The 18,104-nt window shown below is 63.4% G+C and carries 12 protein-coding genes; 3 read left to right on the top strand and 9 right to left on the bottom strand.

Features of this window, described 5'->3' with window-relative positions; genetic code table 11:
- The 5 genes from VFA60_08970 to VFA60_08950 all read right to left on the bottom strand — a co-directional run bounded on the left by VFA60_08970 (position 1) and on the right by VFA60_08950 (position 8,240).
- A complete protein-coding gene (locus tag VFA60_08970; GenBank protein ID HZQ91909.1) occupies positions 1-1,305 on the bottom strand; it encodes a hypothetical protein in 1,305 nt (434 codons plus the stop codon).
- 13 nt (positions 1,306-1,318) lie between these two features.
- Positions 1,319-2,074 (bottom strand): polysaccharide biosynthesis/export family protein, encoded by a 756-nt coding sequence (locus VFA60_08965; protein ID HZQ91908.1) that lies wholly within the window; start codon positions 2,072-2,074, stop codon positions 1,319-1,321.
- The gene (locus VFA60_08960; protein ID HZQ91907.1) at positions 2,071-2,616 is read right to left on the bottom strand and encodes a UpxY family transcription antiterminator; all 546 of its coding nucleotides are present in this window, start codon (positions 2,614-2,616) and stop codon (positions 2,071-2,073) included. The genes VFA60_08965 and VFA60_08960 overlap by 4 nt, the downstream gene beginning before the upstream one ends.
- Positions 2,617-2,726: 110 nt before the next feature.
- On the bottom strand, positions 2,727-3,776 hold the full coding sequence (locus VFA60_08955) for a sigma-54 dependent transcriptional regulator (protein HZQ91906.1): 1,050 nt from the start codon (positions 3,774-3,776) through the stop codon (positions 2,727-2,729).
- Between the two features lie 309 nt (positions 3,777-4,085).
- Positions 4,086-8,240 (bottom strand): hypothetical protein, encoded by a 4,155-nt coding sequence (locus VFA60_08950; GenBank protein HZQ91905.1) that lies wholly within the window; start codon positions 8,238-8,240, stop codon positions 4,086-4,088.
- A 118-nt stretch (positions 8,241-8,358) separates the two neighbouring features.
- Between VFA60_08950 and VFA60_08945 the strand changes: the two genes are divergently transcribed.
- Positions 8,359-8,751: a hypothetical protein gene (locus VFA60_08945; protein HZQ91904.1), complete on the top strand. Its 393-nt coding sequence runs from the start codon at positions 8,359-8,361 to the stop codon at positions 8,749-8,751.
- Between the two features lie 458 nt (positions 8,752-9,209).
- On the opposite strand, the gene VFA60_08940 is transcribed toward VFA60_08945, so the two are convergent.
- The 4 genes from VFA60_08940 to argS form a co-directional block, all read right to left on the bottom strand.
- Positions 9,210-10,103 (bottom strand): CpsD/CapB family tyrosine-protein kinase, encoded by an 894-nt coding sequence (locus tag VFA60_08940; GenBank protein ID HZQ91903.1) that lies wholly within the window; start codon positions 10,101-10,103, stop codon positions 9,210-9,212.
- Between the two features lie 47 nt (positions 10,104-10,150).
- On the bottom strand, positions 10,151-11,122 hold the full coding sequence (locus VFA60_08935) for an ATPase, T2SS/T4P/T4SS family (GenBank protein ID HZQ91902.1): 972 nt from the start codon (positions 11,120-11,122) through the stop codon (positions 10,151-10,153).
- Between the two features lie 181 nt (positions 11,123-11,303).
- On the bottom strand, positions 11,304-12,161 hold the full coding sequence (locus tag VFA60_08930; protein HZQ91901.1) for a glycosyltransferase family 2 protein: 858 nt from the start codon (positions 12,159-12,161) through the stop codon (positions 11,304-11,306).
- Between the two features lie 36 nt (positions 12,162-12,197).
- Positions 12,198-14,186 carry an arginine--tRNA ligase gene (gene argS, locus VFA60_08925; GenBank protein HZQ91900.1) on the bottom strand — a complete coding sequence of 663 codons (1,989 nt, stop codon included), beginning with the start codon at positions 14,184-14,186 and terminating at the stop codon, positions 12,198-12,200.
- A 211-nt stretch (positions 14,187-14,397) separates the two neighbouring features.
- Between argS and larC the strand changes: the two genes are divergently transcribed.
- Positions 14,398-15,852, top strand: coding sequence for a nickel pincer cofactor biosynthesis protein LarC (gene larC, locus VFA60_08920; protein HZQ91899.1), 1,455 nt, complete (start codon positions 14,398-14,400; stop codon positions 15,850-15,852).
- Entirely contained in the window at positions 15,845-18,040 is a 2,196-nt protein-coding gene (gene metG / locus VFA60_08915) for a methionine--tRNA ligase (GenBank protein HZQ91898.1), read from the top strand. Before larC ends, metG begins: the two co-directional genes overlap by 8 nt.
- The last annotated feature ends 64 nt before the right edge of the window (positions 18,041-18,104 follow it).

The raw sequence follows: 18,104 nt of genomic DNA, 5'->3' as shown, positions 1-18,104 counted from the left end.
TTACCTTCCGATCGGTCGTTCGAATGAATACGACAAGGCGATGGCGACCCGGTTGTGATCGCCTTGCACTACTGAGGGCAGTGTGGCTGCCTTCGTCTGTTCCACGTGGGAATAGGAAAGTGAGAATCCGATGTGGCGGCCCAGCGTGTGCTGATACTCGGCGCTTCCGATGACGTAATCCCCGGTTGCCCCTGGACTCACGAGCAGGTCGAAGGCGCGATTGCGGGCGTAACTCACTCCCATGTGAATCGTCGAGCGGGCCGTGAGCCGGCGATTGAAGCCGGCGTTCAGGTTCGTCAGCCGGACTACGCCGCCCAGCGTGCCCGCGTCATTCACCTGACGGACCACGCCGGCATTGATGGCATTGCGCACGCCCCGCCAATCGAAGTTGCCTCCCGCCGACCACGACCACGTAAGCGGGTTCGCGACCGACGTAGGTCCGACAACGCGCAGCGTCTCGGTTCCCTCCGGACCGCCAAACACTGACACCGTGACGTGATGTGGAAGATTGACGCTGTGGAACAACAGGATCGTGTGCGCCGTCGTGCGGACCACTCCGCCTTGGGCGTCGATTCTCTGCCAGCGGTACTGCACGCCCGACGTCTGCGTCGAAGTAATCTTGCGTGAATAAAAGGCGTTGGCGGAAGGTGTCAGCGAGTCCTGCAGCAGAATGCTGGCGCCCGGCGCCTTCGACTGCACAATGGCGTAACCACCCCCGACTCCTGCAAAACTGCGCGCGTCCAGCTGGTAGGTGACATCGACTCCAGCCTGCTCGCTGGTCCGGATCAGGTTCTGTCCGACGCCGGTCGGGTTCGTGCCTTCGACCGCGCCGAACAGCGGGGGTTCGCCTCCCGTGGTGATGGACTGTTGTGGGTTGCTGATCCGGCTGAACTGGTTGCGCAACGAGAGCGAGAGCCGCGGACTCATCCGGTACTGCAGCGAAAACATCTGCGCTTGCGAGAACTCGTTGTAGCGCGTGATCTCGGTATTGTAGGAATAGCCCGGGGTGTAACCCAGCAGCAGGTTCCAGCGCGGGCGCAGCAGGTTCAGCTTGAAATCGCCGGAGAAGGACGACATGACGTTGCTGAGACGGTTCACATTGTCGGCATTGTCGTCATACGTGGTCGAGGCGCTCAGGCCCACCATGATCAAGTTGTTCTTCTGCGCTTCGCCGGAAAAGATGCCCGGCTGCGTCCCCTGGTTCAGCGGCGTGGGCGGCGGCGAGAACTGTGCGTAGGCCGCGCTGGCGAAAGAAACCATCAGCACTGCCAGAATAGTTCCGATTGGCTGGTTCGTCGTACGCATACAAACCTCTCAGTTACGGCACCACAATCGTGTCGCGGCTCTTGATCTCGATGTTCTGGGTAAGCTTTTCGCCCTTGGTCACTTCCTTGTAGTTGAACGGGATCTTCGTGCTCGTGCCATCGGCTCCCACTCGAAGGACGTAAATCTTGGTTTTCTTGGCGAAGTCCTTCAGGCCGCCTGCCAGCGCGATGGCGTCGAGCACAGTCATCGGCGGTGACAGCGTGTAGGTCCCCGGCTTGGCGATGCCGTCCCCCACAATGTTGAACTTCACGCTGCGCACACCGTCCACGATGACCGTCACGTCAGGTGTAGAAACGTACGCCTTTAGTTTCTCTTTCAGCTCATCCTGTAGTTGTTTCGGCGCCTTGCCAGCGGCCTGCACGTCACCGATCACCGGCAGGGTGATCATTCCGTCGGGCCGCACGGTGACCTTACGGGTCAGGTCCGGTTCCTTCCAAACGTTGACGTCCAGGACGTCGTCGGCTCCGATCACGTAATCGGCGGGCAGCACCGGCGCGACGCGGGCGGGAGCAGTGTCAGAAGCCGGCGCCGCAGAGCCTTCGGCGGGGGCAGGTGCGGCGTCAGATTTCTTGGCGACGTTTTGGGAGGGCGCAGCGCTTTGCGTGCCGCCTTTCGCCGATTGTGCCAGGCTGCTGTCGGCCAGAATCAGCGTCAGAATCACGACGCCAGTGGACAGAATCGCTTTACTCTTCATGACAACCCCTTTGCCTTCCTCTATTCGGCCGGTTCGCGTTATGACTCCGGTCACGCCAGTTCGACCTGGTATCCCTCGATGCTCACCGACAGTGACCGATTGATCGTGCTCACGGAGAGCACCAGGCGGCGATCGCCGCTGCGCTCCGTCAGAATGCCTTCCACTCCATCGAGCGCGCCGCCCCGGACACGCACGCGCTTGCCGACTTGCAAAAACGGGTGTTGCGCAAATGGAATGTTGCTGCCCAGCAGCGTTTTCAGGTCCTCGATCTCGCTGTCGGGGATCGGCGTGCCCTGGCGTTGATTTCCCACGAACGCCAGCACACCGAAAATTTTCAGCACGGTCAGGCGCAGGGCGGCTTCGTCGGCAATCGAGACGAAGGCGTAGCAGGGAAACAGCGGGATCTCCACCAGCTTGCGGCGGTCACTCCAGCGGTGCGTCTCCGAAAGCAGCGGCAGGTAGGTCGTAATGCCTTTCTCCTGCAGTTGCGAAACGACCTTCTTCTCATGCCGAGGGCGAACGTGAATGGCGTACCAGCGCGCCGAATCAGCCGTAGCCGCGATCGGCAGCGAGTTCGCTTTCTCCAGACTATTCATAGCTTCGCCCTCTGAGTCCCAATCTCTTGGTCCTCCCAAAATTCCCGTGCTGTTTCACCCGTACGGCGATCAACGTTCAACCGGCAAGGCTCGCGCCCTGCCCACAAAACCTAGTCTTCGTGTCCCTGCGGCCCCGTTTCATCGTTGGCCGCTGGCGTGTTCTTCAGCGCATTCGCCTGCTTGAGCTTGTAGAGCAACGCGCGATAGCTGATGTTCAATGTCCGCGCCGTGCGCCGCCGGTTCCAGCGGTTCGCTTCCAGCGCGTCGATGATGATCTTGGTTTCCAGCTCCCGCACCGCGTTGCGCGTGAGCGCCTTCAAAGAAATGTTGCCGTTGACAGCGGCAGGAGCCGCTGTACTCTCTGAACTCGAAGCGGTGAATTCGGCGGTCAGCGCGTCTTCCGAACCCAGGATGACGTAGCGCTTGATCAGGTTCTCCAGCTCGCGAATGTTGCCAGGCCACGAGTAGTTGCGCAGTCGCGCCAGCAGATCGCGCGAAAGCGGCGCCGCCGGGCGGTCGTACTTCTTGCTGTACACGTCGAGGAAATAGTTCGCCAGCACCGGGATGTCGTCTTTACGCTGGCGCAGCGCCGGAACCTGTATGCAGACGACGTTGATGCGGTAATACAGGTCCTGCCGGAAGGCGCCCTTCTCGACCTCGCGGTCCAGCGGCCGGTTGCTTGCGCATACCAGGCGGATCTCGGCGCGATCGTCATCGGCCCCGGAGAACTGGCCGTCCTGGAGCAGGTGGAGCAGCTTGGATTGCAACGACGCCGCCAGTTCGGCGATTTCGTCCAGATAAAGCGTTCCCCCGTTCGCCAAATCGTCACGTCCGGGTTCGTGGCCGTTGATGCCGGCGGCCCGCTCGCATCCAAACAGCTCGCTTCCCAGCCGTGAGCCGGGGATCGCCGGGCAATTGACCTTCAGGAATGGGCTCTGCTCGCCGGTGGCGGAGAGCGCATGGATCACGCGGGCGATAATGTCTTTGCCGGTGCCGCTTTCGCCCTGGATCAACACCGGCACATTCGCCGACGCCAGCCGCTTGACGCGCTCGCGGATGGCCAGCATTTCAGCCGTATTGCCAAACACCACTGCCATCGGGGGCAGCGCATGACCGTTCATGCGCACGGCGTCCGGCATCTCGGGAATTATGGCGGCCATTCGGCGGTCCTGAAGAGGAAACCAGCTCTCGCAGATGCAGTGATTGTGCATGCAAATGACCAAACAAGTACAACCTTTTGTTGCCCTTCCGACACATCGGATCAGCAGCTAGGCCCTTTTTTATCATCAACTTAGGTTGAAAGCTGCAGCTCGAAGGTAACAAGTTGGTGACCACCCTTGGTTCTAAGTGCGCAATGACTTGCACACCTGGAGGGAAAGCCGCCTTCCCGGCGACCACACTTCGGCGACTCGCAAGAAGGCGCAAAACTGGCCTTGGGAAGAAGAGGAGCGGCTGGTTTCTTGGCTCGGTTAGGGCACCGGAATCTTGGCCACCACGGACGATGACCGAGGACCCTCGCCGCCGGCATTCACCGCCGATACGGCGTAGCAGTAGCCATTGCCCGAAACCACCGTGCTGTCGGTGTAAACCAGGGTGGGAGCATTCACGGTCGTCAGCAGGTTCAGGGTCGCGCACGACGTCACGTTGCCGTTAGCGTCGAGCACACCTGTGGCGCGGTAGACCCTGTAGCTGGTGACTCCCACCGATGCGCCGTTCGGGTCCGTCCAGCTCAAGTCGGCGAAGTGCTGCAGTGGCGCGGAGACTGTGATCGAGCTCGTCGCCTGCTTGCTCGTGTCAGCCACGCTCGTGGCTGTCAGGGTAAAGGTCCCCGCATTGGCCGGCGCTGTATAGGTGATCGTGTTGCCCGACCCGGTCACCGAACCGCCGGTTGCGTTCCATGTGACACCGGTGTTGGACGTACCCGTCACCGTCGCCGTGAAGCTCTGCGTGCCGTTGGTAAGCAATGACGCCGTAGGTGGGCTGACCGACACCGCCACCACGGTGACGGTGATCGAGGTCGACGCCGACTTGGTGTTATCGGCGACGCTGGTCGCCGTCACCGTGCAGGTGCCCGCCGTGTTCGGTGCCGTGTAAGTGACCGTATTGCCGGTGCCGGTGATCGTGCCGCAGCTGGCCGTCCACGTAACCGCTGTATTGCTGGCTCCGGTGACCGTCGCCGTGATGCTCTGCGTCTTGCCGGTAATCACCGAGGCCGTTGTCGGATTGACGGACACTCCGACCGCCGTGACGGCAATCGAAGCGGTATCCGACTTGGTCGGATCGGCGATGCTGGTTGCCGTAATCGTGAACGTGCCCGCGCTCGTCGGGGCCTTGTAGCTGACCGTGTTGCCGGTACCGGTAATGGTGCCGCCGGTCGCAGTCCAGGTCACGCCCGTATTGGTAGCTCCGGCTACCGTAGCCGTGAAATTCGTGCTCGCGTTCGTGGTGAGCGAAGCGGTAGACGGGCTCACGGAGACGGAGACGGTCGGAATCTGCGTCGCCGTTACCGTGGCGGTCGCCGACTTGAGCGGATCGGCAACACTGGTCGCGGTCACCGAATAACTGCCCGGCGTGGTCGGAGCTGTGTACGTGATCGTGTTGGTGTTGCCCTGGATCGTGCCACCCGTAGTGGTCCAAGTAACTGCCGTGTTGCTCGCGTTCGTCACGGTTGCTGAGAACGTTTGCTGCGTGCCTGCCGTAACCGAGGCCACTTGCGGGTTGATCGAAACCGAGACCGGCGCATTCACCGTCACCGTGGCTGAGGCCGACTTCGACGGATCGGCGACGCTGGTGGCAGTGATCGTAAAGTTGCCCGGCGTATTGGGCGCGTTGTAAGTGACCGTATTCCCGGATCCGGCAATCGTGCCGCCGGTGGTGCTCCACGTAACGCCGGTATTCGACGTACCGTTGACGGTCGCGGTAAACGACGGCGTCGCACCCACACTCACCGTCGCCGACGTCGGTGAGATGGAGACCGACACCAGCGTCACAGTGACCGTGGCGCTGGCCGATTTCGTCGGGTCAGCCACGCTCGTGGCCTTGACCGTGAAAGTTCCCGCAGTATTGGGCGCGGTGTAGGTGCGCGTATTGCCCGAGCCGGAAATCGTGCCGCCGGTCGCGGTGAATGTCACGGCCGTGTTCGGCGTGCCGGTCACAGTTGCTGTAAACAGCTGCGTGCCTCCGGCATTCAACGATGCCGTACTCGGACCGATGCTCACGGCCACCGGCGGAAGCGCGGTTACCGTCGTCGAAGCCGACTTGGTCGGATCGGCCACGCTGGTGGCGGTGACGGTGTAGGTGCCGCCCGTCGTTGGCGCGGTGTAGTTCAGGGTGTTTGTGCCGACCACCGCGCCGCTGCCGCCGGTCGTCGTCCAGGTGACATCCGGAATGGAACCGCCCGTCACGGTCGCTGTGAAGACGATGCTGCCGCCCACCGGCACCGACGGGTTGGTTGGGCTGAGCGATATGGATACAGCCGTGGTGGTGATCGCCGCTGAAGCGCTCTTGGTCGGATCAGCGATGCTGGTGGCCGTCACGGTTGACGAACCGGCCGCGTTCGGCGCGGTGTACGTGATCGTATTGCCGGTGCCCGTAATGGTGCCGCTGCTCGCATTCCAGGTCACGCCGGTGTTGCTCGTGCCCGTGACGGTCGCGGTCAGGTTCTGCGTAGTGCCCGTCTGCAGCGACGCGCTCGTCGGATTCACCGAAATCCCGACCACCGTGACCGTGATGGTCGCCGAAGCGCTCTTGCTCGGATCGGCCACACTCGTAGCCGTCAGCGTGAAAGTTCCCGGCGTGGCGGGGGCGGTGTAGTTGATCGACGTGCCGGCGCCACCAACTGTGCCGCCGGTCGCCGACCACGTGACTGCAGTATTGCCCGAACCGGTGACCGTGGCGGTGAAGATCTGGCTCTGTCCTGCCAGCAGGGCTGCCGTCTGCGGGGACAGGTCCACGGTGACCACTGGAGCCGGTGTGACCGTGATCACCGCTGTACCAGTCACGGATGGATCGGCAACGCTGGTCGCCGTCACCGTACAAGTGGTCGGCGCGCCAGGCGCGTTGAATGTGATCGTGTTGGCGGTGCCGACGATGGTGCCACAGGTAGTTGACCAGGTAACGCCTGTCGTCGTTGTGCCGCTCACCGTGGCGGTCACCGCCTGCGAAGCATTTGTGATGACGGATGCTGTCGCCGGCGTCACACTCAACGTCACAATTGGCGTGACGGTAATCGACGCGACCGCTTTCTTGGTCTTGTCGGCGTTAGGTTTTGCCGTGACTGTGGTCGTTCCCGCCGTGGTAGGCGCCGTATAGGTGACCGTGCTAGTGCCCGTCGGTTGCGCCCCGATCTTGGCGGAACTGGTGCTGATGACCACCAGCGTGCCGTTGTCCGTGCTCCACTCCACGCCGTGGTCGTTGCCGCCCGTCACCGTGGCGGTAAAGTTCACCGTGGTTCCGGCCTTGATCGTGGCCGTCGGAGGGCTCACCGCTACGTCGACGGCCGTAACGTCAATCGCCGCGGTTGCCGATTTGGTCGGATCGGCGACGCTGGTCGCTGTCGCTGTGTACGAACCCGGCACTGCCGGTGCCGTGTACGTAACCACGTTGCCCGTACCGGTGATCGTGCCGCCGCTGACGCTCCACGTCACTTCGTTCAGCAGGGTGCCGGAAACGATCGCGGTCAAACTTTGCGTCTGATTCACCGCCAAACTGGCCGAAGGCGGGCTGACGAACACCTGCACGTCGGAAACTGTTACCACCGCCGTCGCCGACTGTGCCGGATCGGCAACACTGGTTGCCGTGACCGTATAGGTGCCCGGTGTCGTGGGCGCGCCGTAGATGATGGTGTTGCCCGTGCCGGTAATAGTTCCACTCGAAGCTGTCCAGGTCACCGCGGTGTTGGAGGCGCCCGTCACGATGGCGGTGAAGCTCTGGCTGCCGCCGGTCACGGCGGTCGCTACCGACGGATTGATACTCACAATCACCGGCGCAACCACTGTCACGGCGACCGACGCAGACACCGAAGGGTTCAGCGCTGACGTGGCAAGCACTGTGTAGTTGCCGGGAACGCTTGGCGCGGTAAACCTGACGACCGTCCCGGTGCCGGTGATCGTTCCACCCGTCGTGCTCCAGTTCACCAGCGGATCAAGTCCCACCACCGTCGCGACCAGGGTTTGCTCGGCGCCGGCCACCAACGTCAAAGTCTTAAAGTTGACGGTAAGGCTCGCCACCGGTGAGACAGTAATGGTGGCTGTGGCGCTCTTGCTCGGGTCGGCCACGCTCGTGGCCGTCAGCGCTACGGTTCCAGGTGTGCTCGGCGCCGTGAAAATAATGGTCGGGTCGTTGGCGGAGACGCTGCCGGCAGTGGCGCTCCATGTCACCGCTGTATTCGTCGTTCCGATCACGCTCGCCGAGAAGGTCCGCTGCTCATTCACTGCCATCGAGAGAGTCTGCGGCGCGATCGATACCGTCACGGGCGGCAGGACGGTGATCACCGATGAAGCCGACTTGCTCGTGTCGGCAACGCTGGTAGCGGTCAGCGTGAAACTGCCGGGCGTAACCGGCGCCGTATAGGTAATGGTGTTGCCGTTGCCCGAGACTGTGCCGCCGGTCGCTGTCCAGCTCACGGCCGTATTCGTGGCACCACTTACCGTAGCGGTAAAGGTTGCCGTAGCGCCGGCCACGAGATCGGCGGTGGGAGGCGAAACTGCAACTGTTACGCCGCCCTGCGAACTCACATTCACCGTGGCCGATGCGCTCTTGCTGGTATCGGCGACGCTGGTGGCAGTCACTGTCACCGTGGTCGGTGAGGTATTCGGAGCTGTGAAGGTGATGGTGTTGCCGGTGCCGGTGATGGTGCCCGCGCTCGCCGTCCAGGTGACCGCTGGATTAACGCCGGCGCTGACGGAAGCTGTAAAGCTTGTCGTGCCACCGGGGGCCATGGTCATCGATGTCGGCGAAATCGTGACCGTCACCGGCGACTGCGCACTGAAAGTTACGCCTGAGACTACGCCGCTACCGCCCCCGCCGCCGCAGCCAGCCCACAGCGACACCAGTGCCGTTACCAGCACTAGCAACCCGGTTCGCGTGAGAGATCCCCGTTTGGCTGGACCTAGCTTTGTTCTCGAGGGCATCTAGGTTACGACTGTCTTCGCGCGTTAACAGCAACGCACCGGCTGGGGATCCCGGCACGAATGCGGCAGCTGTGCCCTGTTTTAGGCCCAAGCTGGCGGTGCCTGGCTCGGCAGATGACGAACTGCCCAGTCCTGCTCCGTTGCAAACGGAAGAATCAGTGCTGCTCATATTCCATGTCTCTGGATTGAAATGCAACAATATTCTTCGTTAAGGGTTGACCAATAGGACAGTCCTGTCGTGCGCAAGTACTTGCAATCTATTGGTTACCGGTAACTCGCTGCAAGCTTCCACAGCGACTTTGACTATCCCGTTTCCAGGGCCAGGCATCGTCACCTTGTCTCAAGTTGAGACACAAGCGTGGTGGCTGGGCTTAGTTATTAAATGGATAACCCTGTAAGGGCAGCTCGATTATCTAGTAGGTGATAACCGATCCGATGCGGATGTTCGGTCCGGCGTCGAGGCTACTTCCCTCGATTGGTATACGCATAGTTATAGCCGTATCCGTACTTGTGCGCTTGCCCGCCGTTGAACACTACGCCCACAATTTTCTTCTGCTCCAGCTGCCCTAGAGCTTGTTTCAGCAGGGCCGGCTGGGTTTGCCGGGAACGCGCCACAAAAAGGATGCCGTCGCACGCTGCGGTGATCAGTTCGCTGTCGGCCAGTCCGACGACGGGTGGGCAATCGACGAGCACCATTTTGAATCGGCCCTTGCACCAGGCGAGAAAGTTCCGCAGCGCGGCGCCCTGGTACAGTTCGGCCGGATGGGATCCAGCCATTCCCGACGGCAGCACATAGAGATTGTTGATGTTCGTTGCCAGAACCGCGGCTTCATACGGAATACTGCCCTTGAGGACCTTCGCCAAGCCGCCGTTCGATTCACTCAGTCCCATCGAACTGGAGAGTCCGCACGACCGCAGGTCGCCATCCACGGCCAGGATTGTCATGCCCTGAACCTGCGCGCACGACATGGCCAGGTTCAGCGTAGTTACCGTCTTGCCCTCGCCTTTCACCGAGCTGGTGATGGCCAGCGTGCGAATGCCCGTCACCGCGTGACGGCGAAGCAGCCGGGTGCGCAGCACGCCGTAGGCCTCGCGGGCCGCCTCGTCGTTGCCATCACTGGTCGGCAGCACCGCGCGCTCGATCCGCGACGGCAAATGCACCGTGGCAAAGCGGTCGAAACCAACCGCAGCCAAATCGGCGTGAATTTCAGGTGGCGGCGGGGGCGGCGCCGCTTCCGTGCGGGATGTCTCGGCGGGAGCCGCATCGGTGGGAGGAAACGCGAGCGACACGCCGCTCACCTGCTCATCCACCGACTTTTGTATCTGCTCCAGCCAGTGCTCGACCTTGCCGTCCACTGACACCGGTTCGGCATTCGGCTTCGTGCTCCGATCGAAGAACTTGCTCATTGACGTCTGACTCCCGCGGGATGTCGCTGCGGCGGTACACCGGATGCCATCGCATCATGGGGGCGCTCATCGCTGGCTGCTTCTCCGCGTTCCATCGGAAGATCAGCGGTGCCAAGCGCGCTCTCCAGCGCGGCCAGGCGCGACGATGCCTCATGGACGATCGCCGGGTTAATGGATGTTTCCTTCAGCTCGTATCCCACCTGCAGGCAAGTGTCGCACAACAGATTGATGAGCCGAGGCACGCCTTTGGTGCTGTGGTAGACGGACGTCAGCGACGCGGTCGTGAACGGTACCGGGCCCGCCAGCCCGGCGGTATTCAGCCGCTGCACAATGTAGTTGGCCGCCTGCTGCGCCGAAAGCGGACGCAGCTGCGCCATCACCGCGATGCGCTGCCTCAGCGCGCGCAGCGCCGGCCGCAGCAGCACTTCGGCCAGCTCCGGCTGTCCGCAGAGGACCACCTGCATCAGCTTTCCTTGCGGCGTTTCCATGTTGCCCAGCAGGCGTATCTCCTCGAGCACGTCAATGGTGAGCAGGTGGGCTTCGTCCACAATCAGCACGCAGGTTCCCTGCTCCTTCTTTACCTGCAGCAAGTACTCGTGCAGTGCCGCCAGACGCTTGGGTTTGCTCGACTCGGCGCACCGGACATCGAACTCGTCCAACACCGTTTCCAGGAATTCGTCGCGCGTCAGCAACGGATTCACGATGAACGCCGTGGAGATGCGCGGCCGCACATGGGAGAACCACGACAGCATGGCGTTCAGCAGCGTCGTTTTGCCAGTACCCACCGCCCCGGTCAGCACCATGAAGCCCTTGCGCTGGGCCACCACCTGCGAGATCGCCTTCAGCGCGTCGCGGTGCGGGTCCAGCAGCTGAACGAAGTGGAAATCCGGCGTGAGCTGGAAGGGCGCCTGCCGTAATTTATAGAATTCCAAGTACATCGTCGTGCCGAGCGGACACACGCGCTCCACCACCCATCTTAACGCGAAAGGCCGGGCTGCCCACGGCCAAATGCTTCCTCACTGGTTACCTCCGCGTATCAGGGGTAACGCGTGTTTCGGATTGGAACGGCGGCACACTTGCGGCGCGCGTCATCGTGCCCCGCGCGTGTCATAAGGTGAGATGTGCGCCGGGTCACCGGCAGGCCCCTGCTTAAGGCTCGCGGACAAGGCTCTCGGTGACGGCGGCGCTCTCGACGGCTTGCGGCTCTGTTCGCCCGGGGGAGGTTTGCGCACCCGGCTTGCGAATGTTCCCGCTCAGCCCAAATCTCACGATGGCGAACAGCGCCAGCACTCCGTCTCGCCAATTGATCTTCTTGCCTTCCGCGTACGTTCTTCCCGAGTAGCGGATGGGCACTTCATACATGCGCGCCCCGCGCTTGGCCAGTTTGATGGTCAGCTCCGGCTCGATTCGGAAGTCGCGGCTGCTGATCGGGATGGTGCGCAGCAGGTCGGTGCGGATCATCTTGTAGCAGGTCTCCATGTCCGTCAGGTTCAGGTCGCACGCCAGGTCGCACAGGAACGTGAGGAAGTGATTGCCGATCGAATGCCGGAAGAAGAGGGCGCGCTTGAACTCGCCGGGAAGGAAGCGCGAACCGTATACCGCGTCGGCGCCTTCCTCAAGGAACAGCGGAACGAACTTCAGCAGGTCGCGCGGGTGATATTCCAGGTCGGCGTCGTGAACCACGCTCAGCTCGCAGCTCGCCAACTCGAGGGCGGTGCGCACCGCGCCACCCTTGCCCTGGTTGCGTTCGTGCCGCCGGAACGCCCACTCGATTTTGCCGCGCTGCGCCGGGAGCGAACGCTGGAACCCCTCCAGCGCTGCCGCCGTTCCATCAGTGGAGCAATCGTCCACCACGATGACCTGGACGCGCTCCAGCAGCGGCGACTCAGCCAGCACCGTGAGCCGCGCCAGGCTGCGCCCCACCAGGTCCTGCTCGTTGTACACCGGCACGAGCACGGAGAGCGACGTGGTCTGCGCCGTCGGCGGTGAGGGGGACTCGGACTGCATCGGCGAAGGCATCCCTGGCGCCGATGTTAGCACTCATTACATGACTTCCGGGACGGCGATGCCCATGACTTTCAGGATTCCGATCAGCTCGCGCCGCACCACCGCCGCCGTCGCCATCAGGAATTGTTTCCGCTTCTCGTCGGCTTCGGTGAGGATGTGGTGCCGGTGGTAGAAGTTGTTGAAAAGCTGCGCCAACTGGAACGCGTGTTTGGCCGCGTACGCCGGCTCGGTCGTCGCGATGCACTGGTCAACCACGGTGCTTGTCTTCGACGCCGCCAGCCACAGCTCCCAGAACTCGTCGCCCGCTTCGCCCGAGAATAACTCAGCAAAGTCGTTGCCCGAATTCAGCACATCGTCGGGATTCACGCCCGCCTTGCGGAAGATGTTGGTCGCGCGAACAATCGCGTACTGCGCGTATGGCCCGGTTTCGCCTTCGAAGCTGAGCGCTTCTTTGAAGTCGAACGCGATCACCGAGTTCTTGGTGAACTTGAGCATGAAGTAGCGCAGCGCGCCGATCGCGATCTGCTCGGCGATCGTGCGCTGCTCGGCCGGACTGAGTTCCCGGTGCCGCGACGCCACTTCCGCCAGCGCCGACTCGATGAGCCGGTCAGCCAGGTCGTCCGCCTTCACCCCGAAGCCCTTGCGGCCTGAAACCTCTATATAGGACCGTCCGCGCTCCTCTTCCGTGAGCTGATAGCCGAGTTCAGCCGCACAGCGCGGCGTCAGCGCCACCATCTCATACGAAAAATGATGATAACGCTCGGCTTGCTCCGTGTATCCCAAGCCGCGCAGCGCCTCGATCACCGTGTTCTGCGGGTCTGCCTGCCGCGCGTCAATCACGTTGTAGATCTCACTCACGCCGCCAAAGTGAGGATGCTCCCTCTCGCCCTGCTCGGCCGAAATCCAGACCTCGTGATTGTTGCGATAGCGGAAGAAGCGCCGGTATCCGAAGTCCCGCCCGAGCAGCCCGAATTTCCACAGGTGATACGCAATGTCTTTCCCCACGTACCCCACCGTGCCGTTCGAGCGCACGATGACCTTCGCGTCCTCGTCCGGCCCGTCCCCGGTTTTCTCGGCGCCGGGGCGCCGCATCACCCAGCATCCGTTGTTCTTCCCCTCAGCCTCGAGGTAAAGGACACCCTTGTCCTTGAGCTGCTGGAACGCCAGCTCCCAGAAGTGCAGGTGTAGGATTTCGCTCTCGCGCGGCAGGAAGTCGTATTCCACATCCAGCCGCTCCATCGTCCGCAAGTGAAAGCGCACGATCGCCGTCGAGAGCGCGTCGGCGATCTCCGCCGCGTCGTTGCCCCCAGCCTCGATTGCGTGCAGCACTTCGCCGCGCCGCGCCAGGTTCGCTTTGTCCTGCTCATACCACTGCGAGACGCGCGCATAGAGGTCCCAGCAGGTGTAGTCGAGCTTAGGATCGGTTTCGATCAGCTTCAGGATCTCGGCTTTCGACTTGCGCTCGAGATGCAGCAGCCCGACCACCACATCGGCAACCTGCACCCCCGTGTTGTCGATGTAGTTCTGGATGTCGACCGTATGCCCGGCCGCGCGCAGCAGGCGCACAAACGTGTCGCCCAGGATGGCATTGCGCAAGTGCCCGACGTGCGCCGCCTTGTTGGGATTGATGCTCGTATGCTCGACGAGAATTTTCGAGGCCCCTCCACGCTCCGCACCCGTGGACGCCCCGCCTTCGCCGGGCGCTTTTTGCTCGGCTAACGAGGGGTTTGCAATCTCCGCGGCCACCGCTCCCCGCTCCAGCCGCGCATTGATGTACCCCGCGCCGGCAACTTCGAAGCCGGCGAATCCCGGCATCTCGCCCAGCGCCGCGACAATCTCTTCCGCGATCTTTCGCGGCGGCTTGCGGAGCTTGCGCGCCAGGTCGAACGCCAGCGGCAGCGCGTACTCGCCCATCGCCACCTGTGGCGGCTGCTCGACCACCACCTGCTCGACTTCGATCTGGTAAAGACGCCGCAGGACCTCGCGGACGCGCTCGGCCAGTCGCTGCTGATATCGGCGGTACAGATTTCCTCCCTAATGCAGAAAACCCGCTATTCACGCGGGTTCCAGGCATCTTCGCGGAATGCGGCGGAAGCTGGTGATTATAGCAGAGCAGTGCGGCCAACCATGTTTGACGGCGCACTGCCGGTTCCCTATGATGAAAGTTTCTTCAGCGCGGAGCACTGCTCGCAGCGCGCCGCCACTTTCGGATATCTTCCGAACACCGGCGACAACCATGCGCATTGCCTACCTCGACTGCTTCTCCGGCATCAGCGGCGACATGTTCCTCGGCGCGCTGCTGGACGCAGGTGTCCCCGTCGAGCTGCTGGAACGCACCGTCGCAGCCCTCAACATCGGCGCGCGGCTCGAAGTGCATCGCGTGCTGCGCGGCGGCATCTCCGCGACCAAAGTTGATGTGTGCGTGCACGGCCAGAAGGACTTGCCCCGCGATGAGTTCCTGCGCGCGCACGAGCACTCTCACGATTCGCACTCCGCGCGCCCCGACTGGCGCGAGCGCGAAAACCAGCGCCGCCACGAGCACCTGCACGAGCATCATCACGACCACTTCCCTCTCCATCACCACCACAACGCCGCCCAGCAGGGCGCCGCGCCCGTCGAGCACGCGCGCCAGCATCACGACCATGCGCACGGCCGCAACCTGGGCGAGATCAAACAGATCATCGCCGCCGCCCCGATCAGCCAGAGCGCCAGAAAAACCTCGATCGCCATCTTCGAGGCACTCGGCGCCGCCGAAGCCAGGATCCACAATGCCGCCATCGACACTCTCCACTTCCACGAGGTCGGCGCAGCCGACGCGCTGGTAGACATTGTGTGCGCCGCCGTCGGCAGCGAAGCGCTCAATGTGGACGAGTGGGTCTGCTCGCCGCTGAACGTTGGCGGTGGCACGGTGAAGTGCGCGCATGGCGTGTTCCCCGTTCCTGCGCCCGCAACCGTCGAGCTGCTGCGCGACGCGCCCGTTTACAGCAGCGGCGTGAACCTGGAGTTGGTCACGCCCACTGGCGCCGCCATCGTAAAAGTGCTGGCATCGCGCTTCGGCGCGTTCCCGGCGATGCAAAACCCGCGCGCCGCTTACGGCGCCGGCACGCGCGACATTGCCGGACAGGCGAACGTCGTTCGCCTCACCATCGGCGAAAGCGCCGAGGCATCTCACGTCGTTCAGCAGAAAGCCGAGGGCGCCGAACAAGACGTGGTCACCGTCCTCGAAGCCACGCTCGACGACCTCTCGCCGCAGGTCTTCGCCTACGTGATGGAGCGCGCGCTCGCCGAGGGCGCGCTCGACGCCTTCGCCACGCCCGTGCAGATGAAGAAGAACCGCCCCGGCACGCTGCTCACGGTTCTCTGCCGGCCCACCGACGCCGCGCGCATCACGAAATTGCTCTTCGCCGAGAGCACCACGCTCGGCGTGCGCATGCGCGACGAGCGCCGCCAGGTTTTGGCCCGCCGCTCTGTCTCGGTCACCACTCCCTGGGGCGATGTGCGCATGAAGGTCGCGAACCTGAACGGCGCCATCGCCAATGCCGCCCCCGAGTACGAAGATTGCCGCCGCGTCGCCGCCGAACATCGCGTGCCCTTGAAGCAGGTCATGCAGGAAGCCATGCGCGCCTACCTGAACGCCAATCCGGACGCGCGCGCCACCGAATCCGACAGCACCGCACATCCGCATGGTTAAAGACGACGCCAACGCCAAGGCCGGAACCGACTCGAAGCCCGGCAAGTTCTACATCACAACGCCCATCTACTACGTGAACGGGCGCCCGCACCTGGGCCACGCCTACACCACCATTGCCGCCGACGCCATCACCCGCTGGCAGCGCATGCACGGCGTGGAAACGCTGCTGCTCACCGGCACCGACGAGCACGGACAAAAGATGGAGCGCTCCGCCGCGCTCGCCAGCATGTCGCCTGGCGACCTCGCCGACCAGAACTCCGCCGCCTTCCGCGCGCTCTGGGACCGCATGGGCATCCGCTACGACGAGTTCGTGCGCACCACCGAAGAACGCCACACCCGGGCCGTGCTCGAACTGTTCGAGCGCATGAAGAAGGCGGGATACATCTACAAGGGCTCGTACACCGGCCAGTATTGCGTCTTCGATGAGCTGTACGTTGATGCCGCCGGCCCGGGCGCGCCATGCCCCGAGTGTGGACGCCCCACCGAAACCATCAGCGAGCACAATTTCTTCTTCAAGCTCTCCGCCTTCGAAGAGAAACTGCTCCAGTTCTACGACGAGCATCCCGGCTTCATCCGTCCGGAAGCGCGCCGCAACGAGGCGCTCGCTTTCGTTCGCGGCGGCCTGCGCGATCTCTCCATCAGCCGCGCCACCATCAAGTGGGGCATTCCGCTGCCCGACGATCCCAACGAAGTCATCTACGTCTGGCTTGACGCGCTGACGACGTACATCAGCGGTCTCGGCTTCGGCTCGCCCGGCGCGAATAATTTCCATCGCTACTGGCCCGCCGACGTCCACCTCATCGGCAAGGAGATCGTGCGCTTCCACTGCGTGTACTGGCCGGCGTTCCTGATGGCTGCCGGCTTGGAGCCGCCGCGCTCGGTCGTGGCGCACGGCTGGCTCCTGTTTGAGGAAAACAAAATGTCGAAGTCGCGCGGCAATATCGTGCGGCCTGACGGCATCCTCGACACGCTCGGCGCCGACGCGCTGCGCTACTTCCTGCTGCGCGAGGTCGTCTTCGGGCAGGACGGCAGCTTCAGCTTCGACGCGCTCGTCGGCCGCTACAACTCCGACCTCGCCAACGATCTCGGCAATCTCGCCAGCCGCACCCTGACCATGATCGGAAAATATTTCCGCGCCGAGATTCCGTATCCCTCGGTCCAGGAGCGCCGCAACGCCGCCGACAACGCGATTGCCGAGCTCGCCACCCAAACCATTGCCGGCTATGCGGACCACTTCCGCGAGTACGAATTCTCGCGGGCGCTGGAATCCGCGTGGGGACTGGTCGGCGCGGTGAACAAGTACATCGTCGAGCACGAGCCGTGGGCCCTGGCGGAGAAGCCCGGCAACGAAAATCGCTCACGCCTTGCCGACGTGCTCTTCACCTCCGCCGAGGCGCTGCGCATCGTCACCGCCCTCGTGCATCCGGTGATCCCCGAAGCCACCGCGCGCATCTGGTCGCAGCTCGGACTGGGCAACATCGAGCAAGTCAGGCTCGATCAGCTCAAGTGGGGTGATTTGCCGGTTGCCGCCAAGCTCGGCAAAGTCGAGCCCGTGTTCCCGCGCGCGGAGAAAAGTGTGATCGAGCGACTGCACAAGCTCGAAGACCAGACGCTCGCCGGGCCGGCCACCGCCGTGGCAGCCGACGCAGGCAAAGCCAAGCCGGTCGCGGCCTCGAAGCCCGCCGAGCAGCCGCGCGCCAAGGCCGCCGGTGACGGCGACGCCGGCCGCGCCACGCAGGCCGTCCCTGCTTCTTCCGCCCCTCGCGCCGCTTGGCCCGCGCCTTCATCGGAACCTGCCGGCGCGAACGCTGCCGCCGGTCAGCCCGCCGCGCAGTCGGCCGCCCCGCCGCCCGCCGGAGAAAAAATCTCGATCGATGACTTCGCCAAAGTCGAACTCCGCGTCGGCCAGGTCAAGGTCGCGGAGAAAGTAAAGGGCGCCGACAAGCTCCTGCGCCTCGAAGTCGACATCGGCACCGAGGTCCGCCAGGTCGTTGCCGGCATCGCCGAGGCCTACGACCCGGCGACGCTGGTCGGACGCAAGGTGGTCATCGTCGCCAACCTCGCCCCGCGCAAGCTCCGCGGCCTGGAGTCGAACGGCATGATCGTTGCTGCCTCGGTCGGCGAAAAAGGCACGCCCGTGCTTGCCGGTTTCCTGGAAGACGTGCCCGTCGGCGCCAGGCTCAAGTAATTCCCGCCGCGGCTTCACGCGGACGAGCGCGCATCATGCTTTCGTATTTTTGATCCGCGTTGGT

Source organism: Terriglobales bacterium, assembly GCA_035651995.1.
GTDB lineage: Bacteria > Acidobacteriota > Terriglobia > Terriglobales > Acidobacteriaceae > DASRER01.
The sequence above is the reverse complement of the archived record's forward strand: the minus strand, read 5'-3'. Positions and strand labels throughout refer to the sequence as shown.